Origin of the sequence: Archangium lansingense (assembly GCF_026626635.1) — a bacterium.
GTDB classification, from domain to species: Bacteria; Myxococcota; Myxococcia; order Myxococcales; family Myxococcaceae; genus Archangium; species Archangium lansingense.
This window is the reverse complement of the sequence record NZ_JAPNKA010000001.1, coordinates 12,475,992-12,492,149: the sequence shown is the minus strand read 5'-3', so window position 1 is coordinate 12,492,149 and position 16,158 is coordinate 12,475,992. Positions and strand designations below refer to the sequence as shown.

Sequence of the window (16,158 nt, the reverse complement as noted above, 5' to 3'; positions counted from 1 at the left end):
CACCACCCAGACGCAGGGGGAGCGCATGAGATGGATGCGAGGAGGGGCGCGGACCGTAGCGGGTGTATCGCTGGCGCTCGCCATGGCGCTGCTGCCGGGCTGCAAGACGCCGGGCAGCTTCCGCGAGCCCATAGCCCGGTTCCAACAGGGCAACACCGAGGCCAGTACGACGCTCGGCCTGTATTACTCGGAGCTCAACCGCTACGAGCGCGACCTGTACCTCGACGAGCGCCTGTACGACACCTCCCTGGAGGTGCTCGCCAGTGACTCCGCCGGACGGCCCACGCCCCTGGTGGGGAAGCTCTTCTCTCCCGAGTCCATCCAGGCCCGCCTGGATGCCATCTCGCTCCTGGGCGTCTACGCCGAGCGGCTGGCCACCCTGGCCGGTGCGGAGAACGCGGGCAAGCTGCCCGAGAGCGCCCAGGCCCTGGGCACGCAGCTCGGCACCCTGGGCAAGCAGATGGAGTCGCTGGCCGGGAAGGGGGATGTCTCGGCCAGCCGGTACGTGGAGCCGGTGACCACGCTCGTGGGCGTGGCCACCTCGCTCTTCCTCGAGGCCCGGCAGGCCGCGGCCCTCCAGAAGGGCATTGAACAGGGCTCGCCCCAGGTGACTGCCATCCTCGACTTGCTGGAGAAGGACCTGGTGGAGGTGTTCGGGCCCCAGCGCCTCACTGGGGCGAAGCAGGCGCTCGCCTCTCGGGTGATGTTCTACAACCTCCAGCGCGACAAGCTCTCCCTGGCCGAGCGCCGCGCCGTGCTCGAAGATATCCGCCGCGCCTCCGACTCCTACGAGGCCCTCGTGGTGGCCCAGCCCGTGGAGGTGGCCCGCGCCCTGCGCGATGCCCACGACGCACTGCTCCGCTTCGCCCGTGACGAGCGCAAGGTGGAGTCCTTCGAGGAGCTCTCCGCCGCCATGCAGTCCTTCCAGGGGCGCGTGCAGACCGCCTCCGCCGCCGTCCAGCGTCTCAGCGAGCCCCCGAAGGAGTAGCCCATGCTCTTCGACACCCAGACGTTGAGCCGCGTCGCCGAGCGCTGCTTCGACCTGTCCATGAGTGGGGCGCTGCCCGCGGAGACGCGCGCCCAGTACCTCGCTCACGGCAAGCGCCTGCGCGAGCTGCTCGTGCAACTGCTCAGCGCCCGCTTCGACGCCAACTCCGCCGAGTTCAAGCAGGCCACCGATGCCATGCACGACATCAACCACGCCCTCACCGAGGCCGCCGAGGACCTGAACAAGGTGACCCAGGCCGTCGCCCGCGTGGCCGCGCTCGCCGGCTATCTGGACAAGGCCCTCGGGGTGGCGGGACGGATCATCTCGTAGCAACCCGGGGTCCGGATACCCTCACCCCGACCCTCTCCCGGAGGGCGAGGGGAAGTGACGCGGTGTGGGCTTCATTGAAGCATCCGGCTCTGAAACACGAAGCCCCGCGTCCCTTATCGGGAGCGCGGGGCTTGTGGTGAGGCTTCAGCTCGTGGCGCTGGTTACACCTTGGCGCCAGGCGTCGGCTGGAACATCTCGTTGAACTCGGTGATGCACTTGTTGAGCACCGGCTTGATGTCGCCCGTCAGCTCGCGCTTGGCCGAGATGTCCTTGGCCAGCTGCGGGTAGCGGCCGTCCGAGAACTCGATGAACTCGCGCATCCAGCGCACCACGTCGGACACCGGCACCTGGCGGATCCACCCGCGCTTGTTCGGGTCCTCGCGGTTGGTCGCCGCGTAGAGCTGCATCACCTGCTTCTCGACCGGCATGGGCTCGTACTGGCCCTGCTTCAGCACCTCCACCAGACGGGCGCCGCGCGCCAGCGTCTCCTGGGTGGCCTTGTCGAGGTCCGAGCCGAACTGCGCGAACGCCGCCAGCTCGCGGTACTGCGCCAGGTCCAGCTTCAGCGTACCGGCCACCTGCTTCATGGCCTTGATCTGCGCCGCGCTTCCCACGCGCGACACGGAGAGACCCACGTTGATGGCGGGACGCACACCGGCGAAGAACAGGTCCGTCTCGAGGAAGATCTGCCCGTCGGTGATGGAGATGACGTTCGTCGGGATGTAGGCGGACACGTCACCGGCCTGCGTCTCGATGATGGGGAGCGCGGTCAGCGAGCCGGCGCCCTCCTCGTCGGACAGCTTGGCGGCGCGCTCCAGCAGGCGGCTGTGGATGAAGAACACGTCGCCCGGGTAGGCCTCGCGTCCCGGCGGACGGCGCAGGAGCAGCGAGAGCTGGCGGTACGCCACGGCCTGCTTGGACAGGTCGTCGTACACGATGAGCGCGTGCATCTTGTTGTCGCGGAAGTACTCGCCGATGGACGCGCCGGCGTACGGCGCGAAGAACTGCATCGGCGCGGGGTCCGAGGCGTTCGCCGCCACCACCACCGTGTACTCCATGGCGCCGGCGCGGGCGAGCTTCTCCACCACCTGGGCCACCGTGGACTGCTTCTGGCCGATGGCCACGTACACGCAGTAAACGTTCAGGCCCTTCTGGTTGATGATGGCGTCGATGGCGACGGCCGTCTTGCCCGTCTGACGGTCACCGATGATGAGCTCGCGCTGACCGCGGCCGATCGGAACCAGGGCGTCCAGCGCCTTGATGCCCGTCTGCAGGGGCTCGTGCACGCTCTTGCGCTTCACGATGCCGGGGGCCTTCACCTCCAGGCGGCGCGTCTCGGTGGACGTGATGGGACCCTTGCCGTCCAGCGGCTCGCCCAGGGGGCTCACCACGCGGCCCAGCAGCCCCTTGCCCACGGGCACGGAAGCAATCTGCGAGGTGCGCTTGACCAGGTCACCCTCGCGGATGTCCTTGAAGTCACCCATGATGGCGACACCGACGTTGTCCTCCTCGAGGTTGAGCACCAGGCCCTTCACCCCGTTGGAGAACTCCACCAGCTCGCCGGACAGCACGCCCTCGAGCCCGTAGACACGGGCGATACCGTCGCCCACGGAGAGCACGGTACCGGTCTCGGCGACGGTGACCTTCTTGCCGTAGTCCTTGATCTGCTCCCGGATGATTCTGCTGATCTCGTCGGCGCGGATTTCCATCTTGCGTCCTTGCACAGGGGCGGCCGGTGGGAATGCCGCCAGAGAAACTTAAATCGCGGGGCCCCCTTACCATGCGTACCCCCCCACCGCAACGCGCAAGGGCTCCTCTGGGCACCGGTTGTCATCGGCGCTGTAAGTGTCACTAGCGGGGAGGGGTTTCCCTCTCAGGCGCCCGGGGCGTGCCGGGGGAGCCAGACGATGAAGCGCGTCCCCAGCCCCACTCCGGACTCCACCGAGATGCGGCCCCCATGGGCCACGACGATCTGCCGGGCGATGTAGAGGCCCAGGCCCAGTCCGTCGCCACTGGCGCGCTTGCCGCGCTTGAAGGGCTCGAAGAGGGTGGCCCGCTCCTCCAGCGGCACCGGCGGGCCCTCGTTGCGCACCGTCAGGGTGATACCGTCGGGCACCCCCGCCACCTTCACCTCGACCGGGGTGTCCTCGGGGCTGTGCTGCACCGCATTGCCCACCAGGTTGTCCAGCAGCTGGCCGAGCCGCGACTCGTCCCAGCTCCCCCGGACGTCTCCCTCCACCTTGGAGGCGATCAGCCGGGTGGGGTGGGACACCTGGAACTCCTCCACCACCCGCTCCAGCAGCTTGTCGAGCGACAGCGGCGTGGGGCGCACGGGGATGCCACCGGCCAGTCGGGCGCGGGTGAAGTCCAGCAGCTCGTGGATCATCCGCTCCATGCGCCTGGTGGCCGTGGACACGTGAGCCACCTGGCGCGCCTGGTTCTCGGTCAGCCCTCCGCCCCGCTGGAGCGCCCCCGCACTGAGCTGGATGGCGTAGAGCGGGGTGCGCAAGTCGTGCCCCACCACGCCCAGAAGCTGATCCCTGAAGGCGTCGGCCCGGGCCGCGGCCTCCTCGGCGGCCTTGCGCGCGCTGATGTCCCACACAGCCGTCATCCGCACGGTGCGTCCGGCGTACTCCACCGTCCGTCCCAGCACCTCCAGGAAGAGCCGTTTGCCGTCGGCGCGCAGCCCCATCAGCTCGTAGGGAGACTCCACCTGCCGCGACATCGCCCGCTGCACTGCATCGCGGGACTCGGGCGCCACCCAGCGCGCCTGCGGCTGGCCCACCATCTCCTCCGGCGCGCAGCCGAAGAGGTTGGCCAGCGAGCGGCTCACCTCGAGGATGACCCCCGAGTCATGCAGGAAGTAGCCATCACACGAGACAGCCACGAGGCCGCGCAGCCGTTCCTCGCTCGCGCGCAGGGCCAGCTCCTTCTCCACGCGCTCCGTCTCGTCCTCCATCATGATGCCCACGCCCGAGCGCAGACCGCCCGAGGACGCCGGCATCAGCCACATCCGGAAGTGACGCACGCCCCCGGAGGCGTTCAGGGGACCGGACACCCGCGTGCCCACCGACGACTCACCGGCCAGGGCGCGCGTCAGCAGCGGCACCAGTCCCGGAGCCAGTCCGGGCCATACTTCACCCGTGGAGCGGCCCTCGTACGCACTGCTGGGCATCCCCGTCAGGGTGATCAGGGGGGTGTTGACGAACCGGAAGCGCAGCTCCTTGTCCAGGAAGGCCAGTCCGAGACCCGATGCCTGCAGGAGCGTTCCGAAACAGGAATGAGCCTCCTCGGGAACAGCAGAGGCCGGAGCGGCGGCGTGGGGGCGGTGGAGGACGGGCTGCGCCATGGGGAAAGGGCACGAGCTGGGACCCGTGCGGCCCCACCATAGCCGTTCCCTGGCCCGCTGGGAATACCGGGCTTGCCGGGAAGTGGGGAGGAGCCGACAGCTCGGCTTCCTCCGGAGTCCACCGGCGAGACGGTTAGCGCTGCTTCAGCTCGCGGCGAAGCTGCTCGAGCTGGGTGCGCAGGGTGCCGTCATAGAGGGTGCTGCCGACCTGGGCGGCGATGCCACCGAGGACGGAGGGGTCCACGCGGGACTCCAGCACCACGTTGCGCTGGGTGAGCTGCTTGAGGTTGCCCGCCAGGGACTGGAGCGTGTCGGTGGACAGGGGGACGGCGCTGGTGACGTGGCCGCGCACGCGCCCGGCCTGGGCATCCACCATGTCGCGGTAGAGGCGGGCGATGTCCGGCAGGTAGCCCAGCCGGTTGCGGTCCACCAGCAGGCGCAGGCTGTTGGCGAGCACGGGCTCCACGGGGCCGATCGCCTTGAGCAGCGCCTCGACCACGCCAGTGCGCTGGTCGCGGGTGAAGGCCGGGTTGAACAGCACGTCCGCCAGCTCACGGCTCTGGCCGATGGAACTGGAGAAAGAGGAGAGCTGCTCCGACACGGCATCGGCGCGGCCAGCTTCAGTGGCGACGTCGAGGAGCGCGCGGGCGTAACGGCGGGCGATTGACACGTTCACCATGGCGCGGCGGCCCTTAGCACGCCCCCCGGCCCGGGGCAACGCCAGGCCGTGTGCCTTGTACGGAGTCTCCAATAAGTTCCCCTGGGGCTGTACCCGCCAGGTGGGGGTCCAGGGGGGACTCCGGAAGCGCGCATCTCCGGCGTATCATGCGAAGACAGGCCCCCCCCGACTCAGCCCCCGGACACCAGCTCTTCTTCAATGCGCGACCCCGTCATCGGCATCGACCTGGGCACTACCAACAGCGCCGTGGCCTCCGTAGAGGAGGGCCGGCCTCGCATCATCCCCTCGCGCACGGGAGGGCGGCTGACGCCCTCTGTCGTGGGACTCACCCCCAAGCTGGCCGAGCGCGTGGTGGGCACCAAGGCCCAGGAGCTCGCCCAGGAGCACCCCGACTGCGTGGTGTGGGCCACCAAGCGCTTCATCGGGCGGCGCTTCACCCCAGAGTTGGTGCAGGAGGCCAAGGCGGTGGTGCCCTACCACCTGGCGGGCGGCAACACCGGGGACGTGCGCGTGAAGATGGCGGGGCGCACCGTGCCCGTCACCCAGGTGTCGGCGATGATTCTGGGCGAGCTCAAGCTGGACGCCGAGGCCTTCTTCGGGCGCGGGGTGAGCAAGTGCGTCATCACCGTCCCGGCCAACTTCGATGACAGTCAGCGCCAGGCCACGCGAGAAGCTGCCTCCATTGCTGGGCTGGACGTCATCCGCCTCATCAACGAGCCCACCGCCGCGGCGCTCGCCTACGGACTGTCGCGCGGCTTCCAGGGCCATGCGCTCGTGTTCGACCTGGGCGGCGGCACCTTCGATGTCACCGTCCTGGAGATTACCGACGGCGTCTATGAGGTGAAGGCCACCGGCGGCGACCCGGCGCTGGGCGGCGAGGACTTCGACCTGAGGATTGTCGACTGGCTGCTGGCGCAGGTGGACGACAACCACCGCGAGCTGGTGCATCGGGACGTGGTGTCCATGCACAAGCTGAAGGTGGCCGCGGAGCAGGCCAAGCGCGAGCTGACGGAGTACGAGGAGACGCTCATCTCCCTGGCGGGGCTGGGCGACCATACCCAGCCGGCGCGCAAGCTGACGGGCCTGGAGACGGCGCTGACGCGGAGCTTCTTCGAGCAGCTGTGTGAGCCGCTGTCCAAGCGCTGCCTCGCGGTGTGCGAGTCGGTGATGAAGGAAGCGGGGATGGACCCGCACTCGGTGGGCACGGTGCTGCTGGTGGGCGGCATGACGCGCGTGCCGCTGATTCGCCGGCTGGTGTCGGACTTCTTCGGCAAGTCGCCCTCCACGGAGGTGAACCCGGACGAGGCGGTGGCGCTGGGAGCGGCCATCCACGCGGACGAGCTGGCGCGCCAGTCGGGCGCCGCGCTGCTGCTGGACGTGGTGGGCAACTCGCTGGGCGTGGGCGTGATGGGGGGGAAGGTGCGGCACCTGATTCCCCGGAACAGCTCCGTGCCGGTGGTGGCCAAGGACGTCTTCCACCCGGGCCGTCACGGGCAGACGGAGGCGCGCATCCCCATCTACCAGGGCGAGAGCGAGCTGCAGGACGAGAACCGCAAGCTGGGCGAGGTGGTGCTGCGCAACTTGCAGGGCGCCTCGCGCGGGGACACGCCGCTGGAGGTGACGTTCGAGCTGTCCAACGAGGGCACGCTCTCGGTGCGCGCCACGGACCTGAAGACGGGACTGAGCGAGGCCGTGAAGCTGGAGGCGCGTCCCCACCTGCCGGGCCAGGAGGCCGAGCGGCTCGTGAAGGAGCAGGCGGCGTACGCGCAGAAGCAGGCGCAGGCGGACGCGAAGAAGACGGAGGAGACGTTCCGCAAGCTGCTGGAGCGCGGCGAGAAGCTGGCGAAGCTGCTGCAGCGCACCGCCGAGGAGAACCCCAGTGACGAGGCGGACGCGGCGATGATCAACGTGCGCTCGCTGCTGGCCACCGGCTTCTCCGCCTTGGAGGCCCGCGACGCCGAGCAGTGCGCCCAGGTGGCGCGCCAGCTCACCCAGCTGCTCTCGGGCCGCCGGGAGTAGGGGGAACATCCGCTACCGGCGATCCGCCGTGCTCGAGGAGGCAGGTTCAGGCAGGAGCAGCAGCACCCGCGCATCTCCATCTCCAGCGCCAATGGCTTCCCACTCCTGCCAAGAGAGGCGATGGCGGGCACAATGATCGAGCTGGGTTCCGAGCGTCACGAGCCCGTCCTCCGCCATTCTGGTGGAGCGGAGTGTCTCGCGAACGGAGGCCTGGGCCGTGGGCTCCATCATGAGGAGCTCCGGGTGCTTCTGGAGCTCTCGCAGCGGTGCCCTCAGGGATTCGGCGAAGTGCTCCACGTGCCGTCTGACAGGATTGAAGTGCTCCCAGGCTCGTGCCGGACCATCTAGAAGGGAATCGCAGCGTGCCCGCGCGAGCCCTAGCTGAGCTAGGGCCATCAGATGTGCGCCGTATGCTTCCGCATGCGCGTGGGCCCGTCCGGCTCTGAGGGCCTCTGCAAGCAGCGCCTGGTGGTGGGCACAGGCTTCCGTGAACGCGTGCCGCAACGTGACCAGCTGTTCGAGCCGGCCGGTCCGTTCCGCCCATTGCGCGGACTCGATGGCCGCTGCGGAGCGCGCGAACACCGCCGCATCCGCGCGTCGGTTTAGCCACGACACCTCCAGCTTCAGTTCGGCGAGTCGATTCAGCACCTCGTCCAGCCGCTCCTGGATACAGCCGAGCTTGCGGTACAGCAGGGCAAACCCGATCGCCGTGAGCCCGAGTTGGAGCGCGGGCAGTACCACCGCGCTGGTCATGGGCACCCCCGCTCTCGCCAATGCACCCTGCAGCGCCTCGTTCGCGGAGGGCGCGGGCTGCTTCTCTAGCACCTCCCGGAGTCCACCGGCCTCACGCAACCACATGACGACGGGTCCATCCACGCGCTGCACGACCCCGCCACGCCTAATCAACTCCCCAGCCTCCAACCCCCGGCGGATCCACGCGGGGACCTCGAACGCGACAGAGATGGTCGAGCCGTTCACAGCTCCCTCCCGTAGGCGTGCTTCTGGCGCAGGAACGCCACGTGGCAGACGCAAGGCAGCGTCACCCGGAAGGCCGGGCCCGCCAAGTCGAACGCCGCCCATAAAGCCGAAAGCACCCAGCCAATGGGGCCGGTGGCGAGCCCCAATACCCGCATGAGTGCCGCATTGGCTCCGATCGAAAGCCCGCGTCCCAGGACGGCTCGCGCCACGGCATTGGCCACGATAGTGGCCAGACGGTAGGCCATGAATCCGGACAGGTTCACGCCCCCTTGGAGCAGGAGCACGCTCAATGGCAGGGTGGCTCCTCTGTCTCCCGCCGCCTGCCCCGCTGCGGCGAACGCGTCATCCAGCCGCTGCCGTTCCTCGGGTGACATCTTCTTCAGCATGTCTTGCAGCACCTTGGTGACGATGCCACTCTCCCACTCCTCAATGCTCGCGTTCTCCGGGATGCGGAGCTTCAAGCGTTTGGCCACGTCCTGGACGATTTCCCGATAGGGAACACCATCCTCCCGGAATAGATTGGCGAATGTGTTGCCGCCGAAGGTCTTGATTTCATAGACAATCTCCGACACGTACGTTGACGGAACTCCAGGCCGGGCCTTGTATCCGGGGAACCCGTCGAGCTCGTTGGTTGATGCTTTCAAAATGTATCCGACGAGCGGCTGAAGCTCTTCATCGCTGCATCGATTGAGCAGCGGAGTCAGATCGTGATCGGTCGCAACCCCCATGTATGGACCTCCGGCTTCGTGTGTCGGGATGCAAGGGTTCACGAAAGCATTTCGTGTCCACGTTCGCCAGTGGGCTTCTGACCGACCTCTTCGTGTGGCTCCATCATGGAGCCAGGCCTGGTCCGGTAGGGAACCTCTCAAGGCCAGCGCAAGACGGCGCTCATCGTAACCTCTCGCGGCAGCACGGCAGTGTCGGACGTCGAGCCAGGTCCTTTAATCCATCGCCCGTAGGCGGGTGTGTTCAAGACGATGCACACTGGCACCTTGCGGCCATCCGGCAACAGGGCCTGGGTGTAGCGGCCAATGACCGACTCCAGTCCGTCCCGATCCTGGATCCCAGGGCCCGTCCAGAGCTGTCCATAAAGCAGGGTACCGCCGGGCAGGGCGGGGTCCGTATAGGCTTGTTGGACCACGCGCCCAACAATGGGGCCGTTGCGGTAGATGCCGTCCTCCTGGGAACCCCCAGGCTGGTTGATGTCGAGGATGGCCACGATGTACTGGCCCCGGCTTAGCTTCAACTCCTCGAACATGACGCGGCGTGCGTCCTCGGAGCAGTCCGCAGGCTCCGGGGGCTTCACCTGGGCCGCGGGGCAACCCAGGCTGGTGGCGGCGCATAGCCAGGCGGCAAGGAGGCTTGAGAGTGAGGAATTGTGAGGGGAGGAGGCGGAGTCCTGGGCTTGGCTGGGGTGAAGCACGGGCGGGGTTCCTCTCTGAGTAGGGGCGGACGCACTTGGCGCCGCCGCAGGTGTAGGCGCGAGTAATGCTCGTCCGGAGAGCAGTCCGACAGCGCCAGGAAGGAGGAGTCCCGCCAGCAGGGCAACGAGCCACCTACTTCGCCCTGCGCTGCGCGCCGTGGGTGGTTGAGCTCCCTCCTGCGACGGAGCGTTCTCCGGGGGTCGAGCCACATGATTCTCGGGCACCGCTTTCCGGTGCTGGGCAACTCGCTCCTTCTTCTCCTCGAGCGTCGCCTCCGCTGGGTCATCTGGCGGAGTGAGGGGCACCTTCCAGGCCGGAGACTTTCTCTCCTGCTCAGCGGCCGTTCCCAGTGCCTGGAGCAGCGCTTCGGTGTCGGGGTAGCGAGCCTCGGGTTTCTTCTCCAGCAGCTTCAGGGTGATGTCGCTGAGGGAGCGCGGCGCCAGGGGGTTGAGAAGGTGGGGCGCGGTAGGGGGGACGGTAGCGATGGCGGCCACCAGTTCCTTGTCTGTCAGTTCAGGATTGAAGGGGTGCAGGTCCGTGAGGGCCTGATAAAGCAGCACTCCCAGGGCGTACAGGTCCGCGGCCACGCCCCCCTGGAAGGGCTCGCCTCGCTTCCACGCTTCGGTGCGCGTGTAGGCCAGGAGCTCGGGCGGCAATAGGTGCAGGACGCCCTCTGGCAGGCCCAGCGTCTTCGTGAGCGCTCCGGGCAGGCGCACGGTGCCGAAGTCGATGAGGAAGGGCCGGCCGTCCTCACGGCGGATGAGGAGGTTCTCCGCCTTCAAGTCCCGGTGGTACACGCCGCGCGCATGCAACACGCCCACGGTGCGCACCACATCGGAGTAGGTGTCCACCAACCCAGCGGCGTGAGGGGGCTTGCGCCAGCGCCACTGGTGCCAGGTGTCCCCGTCCACGAAGTCGGTGACGAGGAAGGGGTAGCCCTTGCTGGGGTTGGGCCAGAAGTCCACCGCGTACACGCGCAGCAGGTTGGGGTGGGAGGAGTATGTGAAGAGGGCCGCCGCCTCACGCGCCAGCCGACGGTAGACGCTCTTCTCCTCTACATACTCCTCCTCCTGAAGCGCTTCCTGGGAGTCGGAGACGGGGTGCAGCGCCATCTTCATGGAGTAGGGACGGCCTTCCCGCTCCACCTTGAAGACGCGGGAGGAGCCTCCACGGCCCAGCACCTGGACGATACGCCAGGGCCCCACCATGTCGTCGGGCTTGAGTTGGTCTGGGTGCAGGGCTTCCGTCGGCATGGGGGCTGCCCTTCTAGAACTGCACGTCGTGGATGGGAAGCAGCCGACCACCTTCCGTGTCCAGCAACTCCAGGCGGTAGGGGGGCTTGCCGGAGGTGGGGGGATCCGTCTCCACCACGACGAGTGCCGCCTCTCCAGGCTGGAGCTGCGGCCTCTCCATGCTGATCCGGCGTACACCCAGCGGAGTCCCCTCCGCGTTGAAGAGGCGGGCGGACCCAGGTGCCCAGGGTTTCTGGCCGGGCAGGTTGCTGACAGGGATTGCCAGCAATGCCCAGCGAGTGGCCCGGTAGCCCGTGCCTTTCTTCGCAGCAAGGCCGCTCTTATTGCCTGGGGGGATCGTGCCTTGGAAGTCCGTGGCCTGGACTCCCTCTCTATCCAACTGCCCCGACAGCACCAGCCTGGCAGGCCCAGCCGCTTCACATTGGGCGAGCGCTACTTCCAGTGCCTCTGGGGTGCGTTGACGGCGCACCACATCCATCCGGGAATCCACCAGCGCTGGGTGGGAGATGAGGGCGAAGGTGGCATACGTCGGAGAGGCTCCGTCCTTGAACCGCAACCGCACGGCCAACCGCTCTCCGTCCCCTGGTGCCACGAGAGGCTCAAGAACGAGGGTGCGCTCGCCCGGGTCCACCAACCGGAAGCGCATCGCCCGGCCCTCCACCTCCACCGAGGACCTGTCGATGGGCGTGTCGAACACGAGGAGGGTGGCGATGCCGGCCGCCACCCTCACCTCCGGCACCGGCTCGTTGGCGTTGTTGGGAACGACGACTTGCCGCTCCTGGCGCTCGTGGGGTGGTAGTGGAGGCTGCTGCGCCGCCGCCGCACTCCCCGTCAGGAGGAGAGCGAGCGGTAGCCACGGTAGAAGTCGTGCCAAGGGAGGATACCTCCTGAGTCCACCCTAGCAGATACCACAACCAGGACGACCGCCACCGAGAGTGCGCTCGGCTCCACGGAGAGGACGCCGCTGGGCCCCTCGCTCCTTTCTGTCTACGGCCGGTGTTTCCTCGGAGGAGGCCAGCGAAATAGGAAAGGTCGAAGAGATCGCGCGCCTTGACATCGACTCTTCCCTGTTTAGGTAGAGGCTGCGGAAAGGAGGATTGTGGGTTCAGGTTTGCGGGTGCTGTGGGTTCGATTCCCTACGTGGTAGCGGGTCTCTTGATGGCCCTCTTGCTCTTCTCAAAGTGGCAGTTCAACCGGACCACCCGTGAGAAATTTCTAAACGGCAAGGAGGCAACCATGACCAAGAAGCGCTACACGGAAACGGCACTGAAGTACTCGGCCCTCAGTGGTAATGGGGCCATCGTGAGCTGCACCGCGGCGTTGGTCGAGCGCCTGCTGTCCTGAGCCCACAATCCATCTGAGTCTGCCTGGATGTTCCGCGACGGACGCCCGCCTGTCACGGTACCGGGGCAATCCGCACCATCCGGCCCATGGAGGGCACGCCCGCGTCGTTCACCAGGAAGAGCTGGTAGTAGCCTGGCGGCGCCCGGTTGTTGTTCGCCGGCGCGGTGACGGTGACGACGCCGCTGCCTCGCGTGAAGGGCAGGGTGAGCAGCCGCTGGTTCTGGTCGAAGGCGTGCGTCACCGAGCCGAGGGCGATCAGCGTCACCTTCGTCACCCGGCTCGCGTCCGGCGTCGAGATGGTGAACGTGGTCCCGGGCGACACCACGTCCGGCACCGAGCTCACCACGGGCCGCGCGCCCTTGAAGAGGTAGGGCGGCGAGAAGACCTCCGCGGAGTTCGCGTTGCGGCCTCCCGCGCTCAGCACCCGCCCGTCCGGCAGCAGCACCGCCGTGGCGTGGTAGCCGCGATAGCGCGTATTGCTGGACAGCCGCGTCCAGCGGTTGGCCACGGGGTCATACACCTCGGCCTGGAAGACCGGCGAGCCGCTGTTGTCGAAGCCACTGCCCCGGCTGCCGCCCGTCACCAGCACCGTCCCATCCGGCAGCAGCGTGGCGTTGTGCTGCCGCCGCGGCGTGTTCATGGGCGTCATGTATCTCCAGACCGGCGAGGCCACGTTCAGGTCGATCATCTCGACGGTGGCCGTTGGAGGATCTCCTCCTCCAATGAGCAGCACCCGGCCATCGAGATACACCGCGGGCCCGTAGCTCCGGGTGCCGTAGTTGCTCGAGGGCCCCGTGGTCCAGGAACCCGTCCCGTTCGGGTCCATGAAGCGGCTCACCCGCTGCGGCCCCGCCAGGAAGAGCCTGCCATTGGGCGCCAGGAACATCCGTGGGTAGTACGGCAGCTTGAGCCGCGCCGTGGTCATGGTCCGCCACGTCCCGCTCGCCGCCAGGTAGCGCTGGGGAATCTCATTCATGATGCCGGAGCCCACCGTCTCGCCGGAGAGCACCATCACGTCTCCGTTGGAGAGCGTCACGTTGGTGGGGTACCAGCGCCCATCGTTCATGTCCGGCTGGCGGATGAAGCGCGAGCCGAACGGGTCCCAGATGGTTGCGTCCTCGAGGCCCACGTGGCTCTCGATGTGCCCACCGGTGATGAGCAGCCGCCCGTCCGCGAGGAAGGAGTGGCCCGCGCAGAAGATGTTGTAGCCCGGCGCCGGCAGCCTGCTGATGCCTCCCGTGTTCGGGTCCCAGAGCCCCGGTGGATCATCCCCCTGGGCGAACTCGCCGAAGAACATCACCCGGCCCGTGGGCAGCAGGCTCGTGTGGGTGGCGGAGAGTGGCCAGGACATGACGCTCGACCACTGCCCCACCTCCGCGGGAGTCTGTGCCCGAGCGGGGCTTGTCAGCGCCACACATCCCACGAACCAGAGTGCGAGCGCTCCTGGCCGGGAAAGAATCGGTCTCGTCGACATCGCCGCCTCCAGGGGAATCCCCGCTGATTCAGGGACAGAACCTAAGTGGCCGGGCTCGCACGCCAATCGGTCCCGAGGTCCGAGGCAATGATGGGTGGTGGGCTGCCCGGGACTGTTGCGTGGGGGTTGCTCACCCCGGACCTTTGCGCCGGTTCCCGTGTGACGCCGTGCCCCCACATTGCGGGCCGTTCCCTTCACGTCCGGGAGGTTTCCATGAGGTGCTGGCGTCCGCTCTCCGTGCTGCTGGCCCTGATCTCCAGCCCCGCCCTCGCCCAGGCAGGTGCGTCTCCGCTGGCCTCGGACGCGGACCCCTTCACCGCTCAGTCGCAGCCCTGGACGCCCTGTGGGCGCACTGCCTCTCCCCTGACGGACCTCGCTCCCGGCACGGAAGACCCGGAGCCAGGGAGACTCGTCCGCGGCGACCGCGTCCTCCTCTTCTCCTCCGATGATGGAGTGCACGGCCTCGAGCCGTGGGTGAGCACCGGGACGGGAGGTCGCGGCACCTCCCTCGTGGTGGATATCCGCCCCGGGCCGGAGGGCTCGGAACCCGCGGTGCTGACCCCCGTGGGTGACAGGGTCTTCTTCGTCGCCGATGACGGCGTGCACGGGCGCGAGCTGTGGGTGAGCGATGGCACCTCCCGGGGCACTCGCCTGGTGAAGGACATCTGGCCCGGTGCGGAGGGCTCGTTCCCGCGTTCCCTGGCCGAGTCCGGAGGACTGCTCTACTTCGCCGCGGGAGACGCCGAGCACGGGCGCGAGCTGTGGCGCAGCGATGGGACGCCCGAGGGCACCTACCTCGTCGAAGACCTGGACCCCGGTCCCGAGGGCACCAGCCCCTACCTGATGACGCGCGGGGGCGATGGCTCGCTCTACTTCGTCAGCAACTTCCAGGGTTTCTTCATGCGGTTGATGCGGACCGATGGGAAGTCCCCCGCCGTCGAGCTGTTCCGCAGATCGAGCGAGGGGGGAGAGCTGGATGCGCTGACGGCGGTGGGCAACAAGCTGTACTTCGTCTCGAGCACCGTCCACGACGACGCCATGGCCGAGCTGCGGGTGACGAGCGGAGGGACTCCCGCGCTCGTGGGCTCGTTCCACACCATCCATGAGCTAGTGGCCATGGGCGGGCGGCTGTACTTCAGCGCCAACGGGGAGAACGACTCCGCCGGTGAGGAGCTGTGGCGCAGCGATGGCTCCCGGAAGGGGACGCAGCGGGTGAAGGACGTCTGGCCCGGTGCGGAGGGCTCGTCTCCGAGCGGGCTCGCCGTCCTGGGGCGCCGGCTCTTCTTCTCCGCGGATGATGGGGCGCACGGGCGCGAGCTGTGGGTGAGCGATGGCACGGCCTCGGGCACGCTCCTCTTCGAGGACCTCGTCCCGGGCGCCGGGGGCTCGTCTCCCGAGGGGCTCACCGCCCTCCAGGGCCACCTCTTCTTCAGCGCGGACACGCCGGGACGAGGCCGGGAACCCTGGGGGAGCGGCGGCACGCCCGGAAGCACGGCGCCCTTCGACGAGCTGGCCCCGGGCCCGGACTCCTCGGAACCGGGTGGCTTCGAGCGCTCCGGCTGGGATGTCTTCTTCTTCGCCCGGGATGCGGCCCACGGCCTGCGGCTCTGGGCCCTGCCTTTCCGCCCCGCCCACGAGTGTGACGCCAACGCCCGGTGAGCAGCAGGCGGCCAGGCGGGCGAAGTTGACAAATCGAACGACCGTTCGTATTTCTTGAGGCATGTCGAAGGGAGCAGCCACCCGGGAGCGAATCCTCGAGCACGCCTTCCGCGTCGCCACGCGGGAGGGGCTGGAGGGGCTCACCATCGGCGTGCTCGCCGAGGAGCTCCGCATGAGCAAGAGCGGACTCTTCGCGCACTTCGGCTCCAAGGAGGAGCTCCAGCTCGCGGTGCTGGAGGACGCGGGGGAGAAGTTCCGCCGCTACGTCCTCGAGCCCGCCTTCGCCGCCCCCAAGGGACTGCCCCAGCTCCAGAAGCTCTTCGAGCTGTGGCTCGCCTGGCTCACCCACCCCATGGCTCCCGGGGGCTGCATCTTCATCGCGGCCTCCTCCGAGCTGGACGACCGCGAGGGCAAGCCGCGCGACTTCGTGGCCGGCGCCGAGCGCTTCATGCTCGATGCGGTGGTGCGCACCGTCCGCGGCGCCATCGAGGCCGGTCACCTCCGCGCCGGGCTGGATGCGGAGCTCTTCGCCTATCAGGTCTTCTCCCTCATCCTCGGCGCCCACCACCTCCGGCGCCTCCTGCGCGACCCGCGTGCCGAGGCCCACGCCCGCTCCGGTTTCCAGCAGCTCCTGGACTCCGCTCGCCCCTCTCCCTGAAAG

The 16,158-nt window shown here is 68.3% G+C and carries 13 protein-coding genes; 5 read left to right on the top strand and 8 right to left on the bottom strand.

Translation table 11 applies throughout. The features are described 5' to 3' along the window. Positions 1 to 25: 25 nt before the first annotated feature. Together OV287_RS50095 and OV287_RS50090 are read left to right on the top strand one after the other, a co-directional pair. Positions 26 to 988, top strand: a complete 963-nt coding sequence (locus OV287_RS50095) for a hypothetical protein (protein ID WP_267541189.1) — start codon at positions 26 to 28, stop codon at positions 986 to 988. A 3-nt stretch (positions 989 to 991) separates the two neighbouring features. Next, on the top strand, positions 992 to 1,318 hold the full coding sequence (locus tag OV287_RS50090) for a hypothetical protein (protein WP_267541188.1): 327 nt from the start codon (positions 992 to 994) through the stop codon (positions 1,316 to 1,318). A 161-nt stretch (positions 1,319 to 1,479) separates the two neighbouring features. Here the strand turns inward: OV287_RS50090 and atpA are convergent, their stop codons facing one another. The 3 genes from atpA to atpH form a co-directional block, all read right to left on the bottom strand. Further along, positions 1,480 to 3,027: a F0F1 ATP synthase subunit alpha gene (gene atpA / locus OV287_RS50085; protein WP_267541187.1), complete on the bottom strand. Its 1,548-nt coding sequence runs from the start codon at positions 3,025 to 3,027 to the stop codon at positions 1,480 to 1,482. Positions 3,028 to 3,191: 164 nt separating this feature from the next. Then, the gene (locus OV287_RS50080) at positions 3,192 to 4,667 is read right to left on the bottom strand and encodes a sensor histidine kinase (protein WP_267541186.1); all 1,476 of its coding nucleotides are present in this window, start codon (positions 4,665 to 4,667) and stop codon (positions 3,192 to 3,194) included. 133 nt (positions 4,668 to 4,800) lie between these two features. After that, positions 4,801 to 5,346, bottom strand: a complete 546-nt coding sequence (gene atpH, locus OV287_RS50075) for an ATP synthase F1 subunit delta (RefSeq protein ID WP_267541185.1) — start codon at positions 5,344 to 5,346, stop codon at positions 4,801 to 4,803. Between the two features lie 198 nt (positions 5,347 to 5,544). Between atpH and OV287_RS50070 the strand changes: the two genes are divergently transcribed. After that, complete coding sequence (locus OV287_RS50070) at positions 5,545 to 7,365, top strand: Hsp70 family protein (protein WP_267541184.1); 1,821 nt, start codon at positions 5,545 to 5,547, stop codon at positions 7,363 to 7,365. 12 nt (positions 7,366 to 7,377) lie between these two features. Here OV287_RS50070 and OV287_RS50065 read toward each other — a convergent pair whose 3' ends face one another. The 5 genes from OV287_RS50065 to OV287_RS50045 form a co-directional block, all read right to left on the bottom strand. Beyond that, positions 7,378 to 8,271 (bottom strand): hypothetical protein, encoded by an 894-nt coding sequence (locus tag OV287_RS50065; protein ID WP_267541183.1) that lies wholly within the window; start codon positions 8,269 to 8,271, stop codon positions 7,378 to 7,380. Positions 8,272 to 8,339: 68 nt separating this feature from the next. Then, positions 8,340 to 9,071 (bottom strand): YaaW family protein, encoded by a 732-nt coding sequence (locus tag OV287_RS50060; RefSeq protein WP_267541182.1) that lies wholly within the window; start codon positions 9,069 to 9,071, stop codon positions 8,340 to 8,342. A gap of 137 nt (positions 9,072 to 9,208) precedes the next feature. After that, positions 9,209 to 11,020: a serine/threonine protein kinase gene (locus OV287_RS50055; RefSeq protein ID WP_267541181.1), complete on the bottom strand. Its 1,812-nt coding sequence runs from the start codon at positions 11,018 to 11,020 to the stop codon at positions 9,209 to 9,211. A gap of 13 nt (positions 11,021 to 11,033) precedes the next feature. Next, positions 11,034 to 11,894, bottom strand: a complete 861-nt coding sequence (locus tag OV287_RS50050; protein WP_267541180.1) for a DUF2381 family protein — start codon at positions 11,892 to 11,894, stop codon at positions 11,034 to 11,036. A gap of 522 nt (positions 11,895 to 12,416) precedes the next feature. Then, positions 12,417 to 13,715 (bottom strand): galactose oxidase-like domain-containing protein, encoded by a 1,299-nt coding sequence (locus OV287_RS50045; RefSeq protein WP_267541179.1) that lies wholly within the window; start codon positions 13,713 to 13,715, stop codon positions 12,417 to 12,419. 336 nt (positions 13,716 to 14,051) lie between these two features. On the opposite strand from OV287_RS50045, the gene OV287_RS50040 reads away from it, so the two are divergent. Together OV287_RS50040 and OV287_RS50035 are read left to right on the top strand one after the other, a co-directional pair. Further along, entirely contained in the window at positions 14,052 to 15,497 is a 1,446-nt protein-coding gene (locus tag OV287_RS50040) for an ELWxxDGT repeat protein (RefSeq protein WP_267541178.1), read from the top strand. Between the two features lie 61 nt (positions 15,498 to 15,558). Then, positions 15,559 to 16,155 (top strand): TetR/AcrR family transcriptional regulator, encoded by a 597-nt coding sequence (locus OV287_RS50035; RefSeq protein WP_267541177.1) that lies wholly within the window; start codon positions 15,559 to 15,561, stop codon positions 16,153 to 16,155. The last annotated feature ends 3 nt before the right edge of the window (positions 16,156 to 16,158 follow it).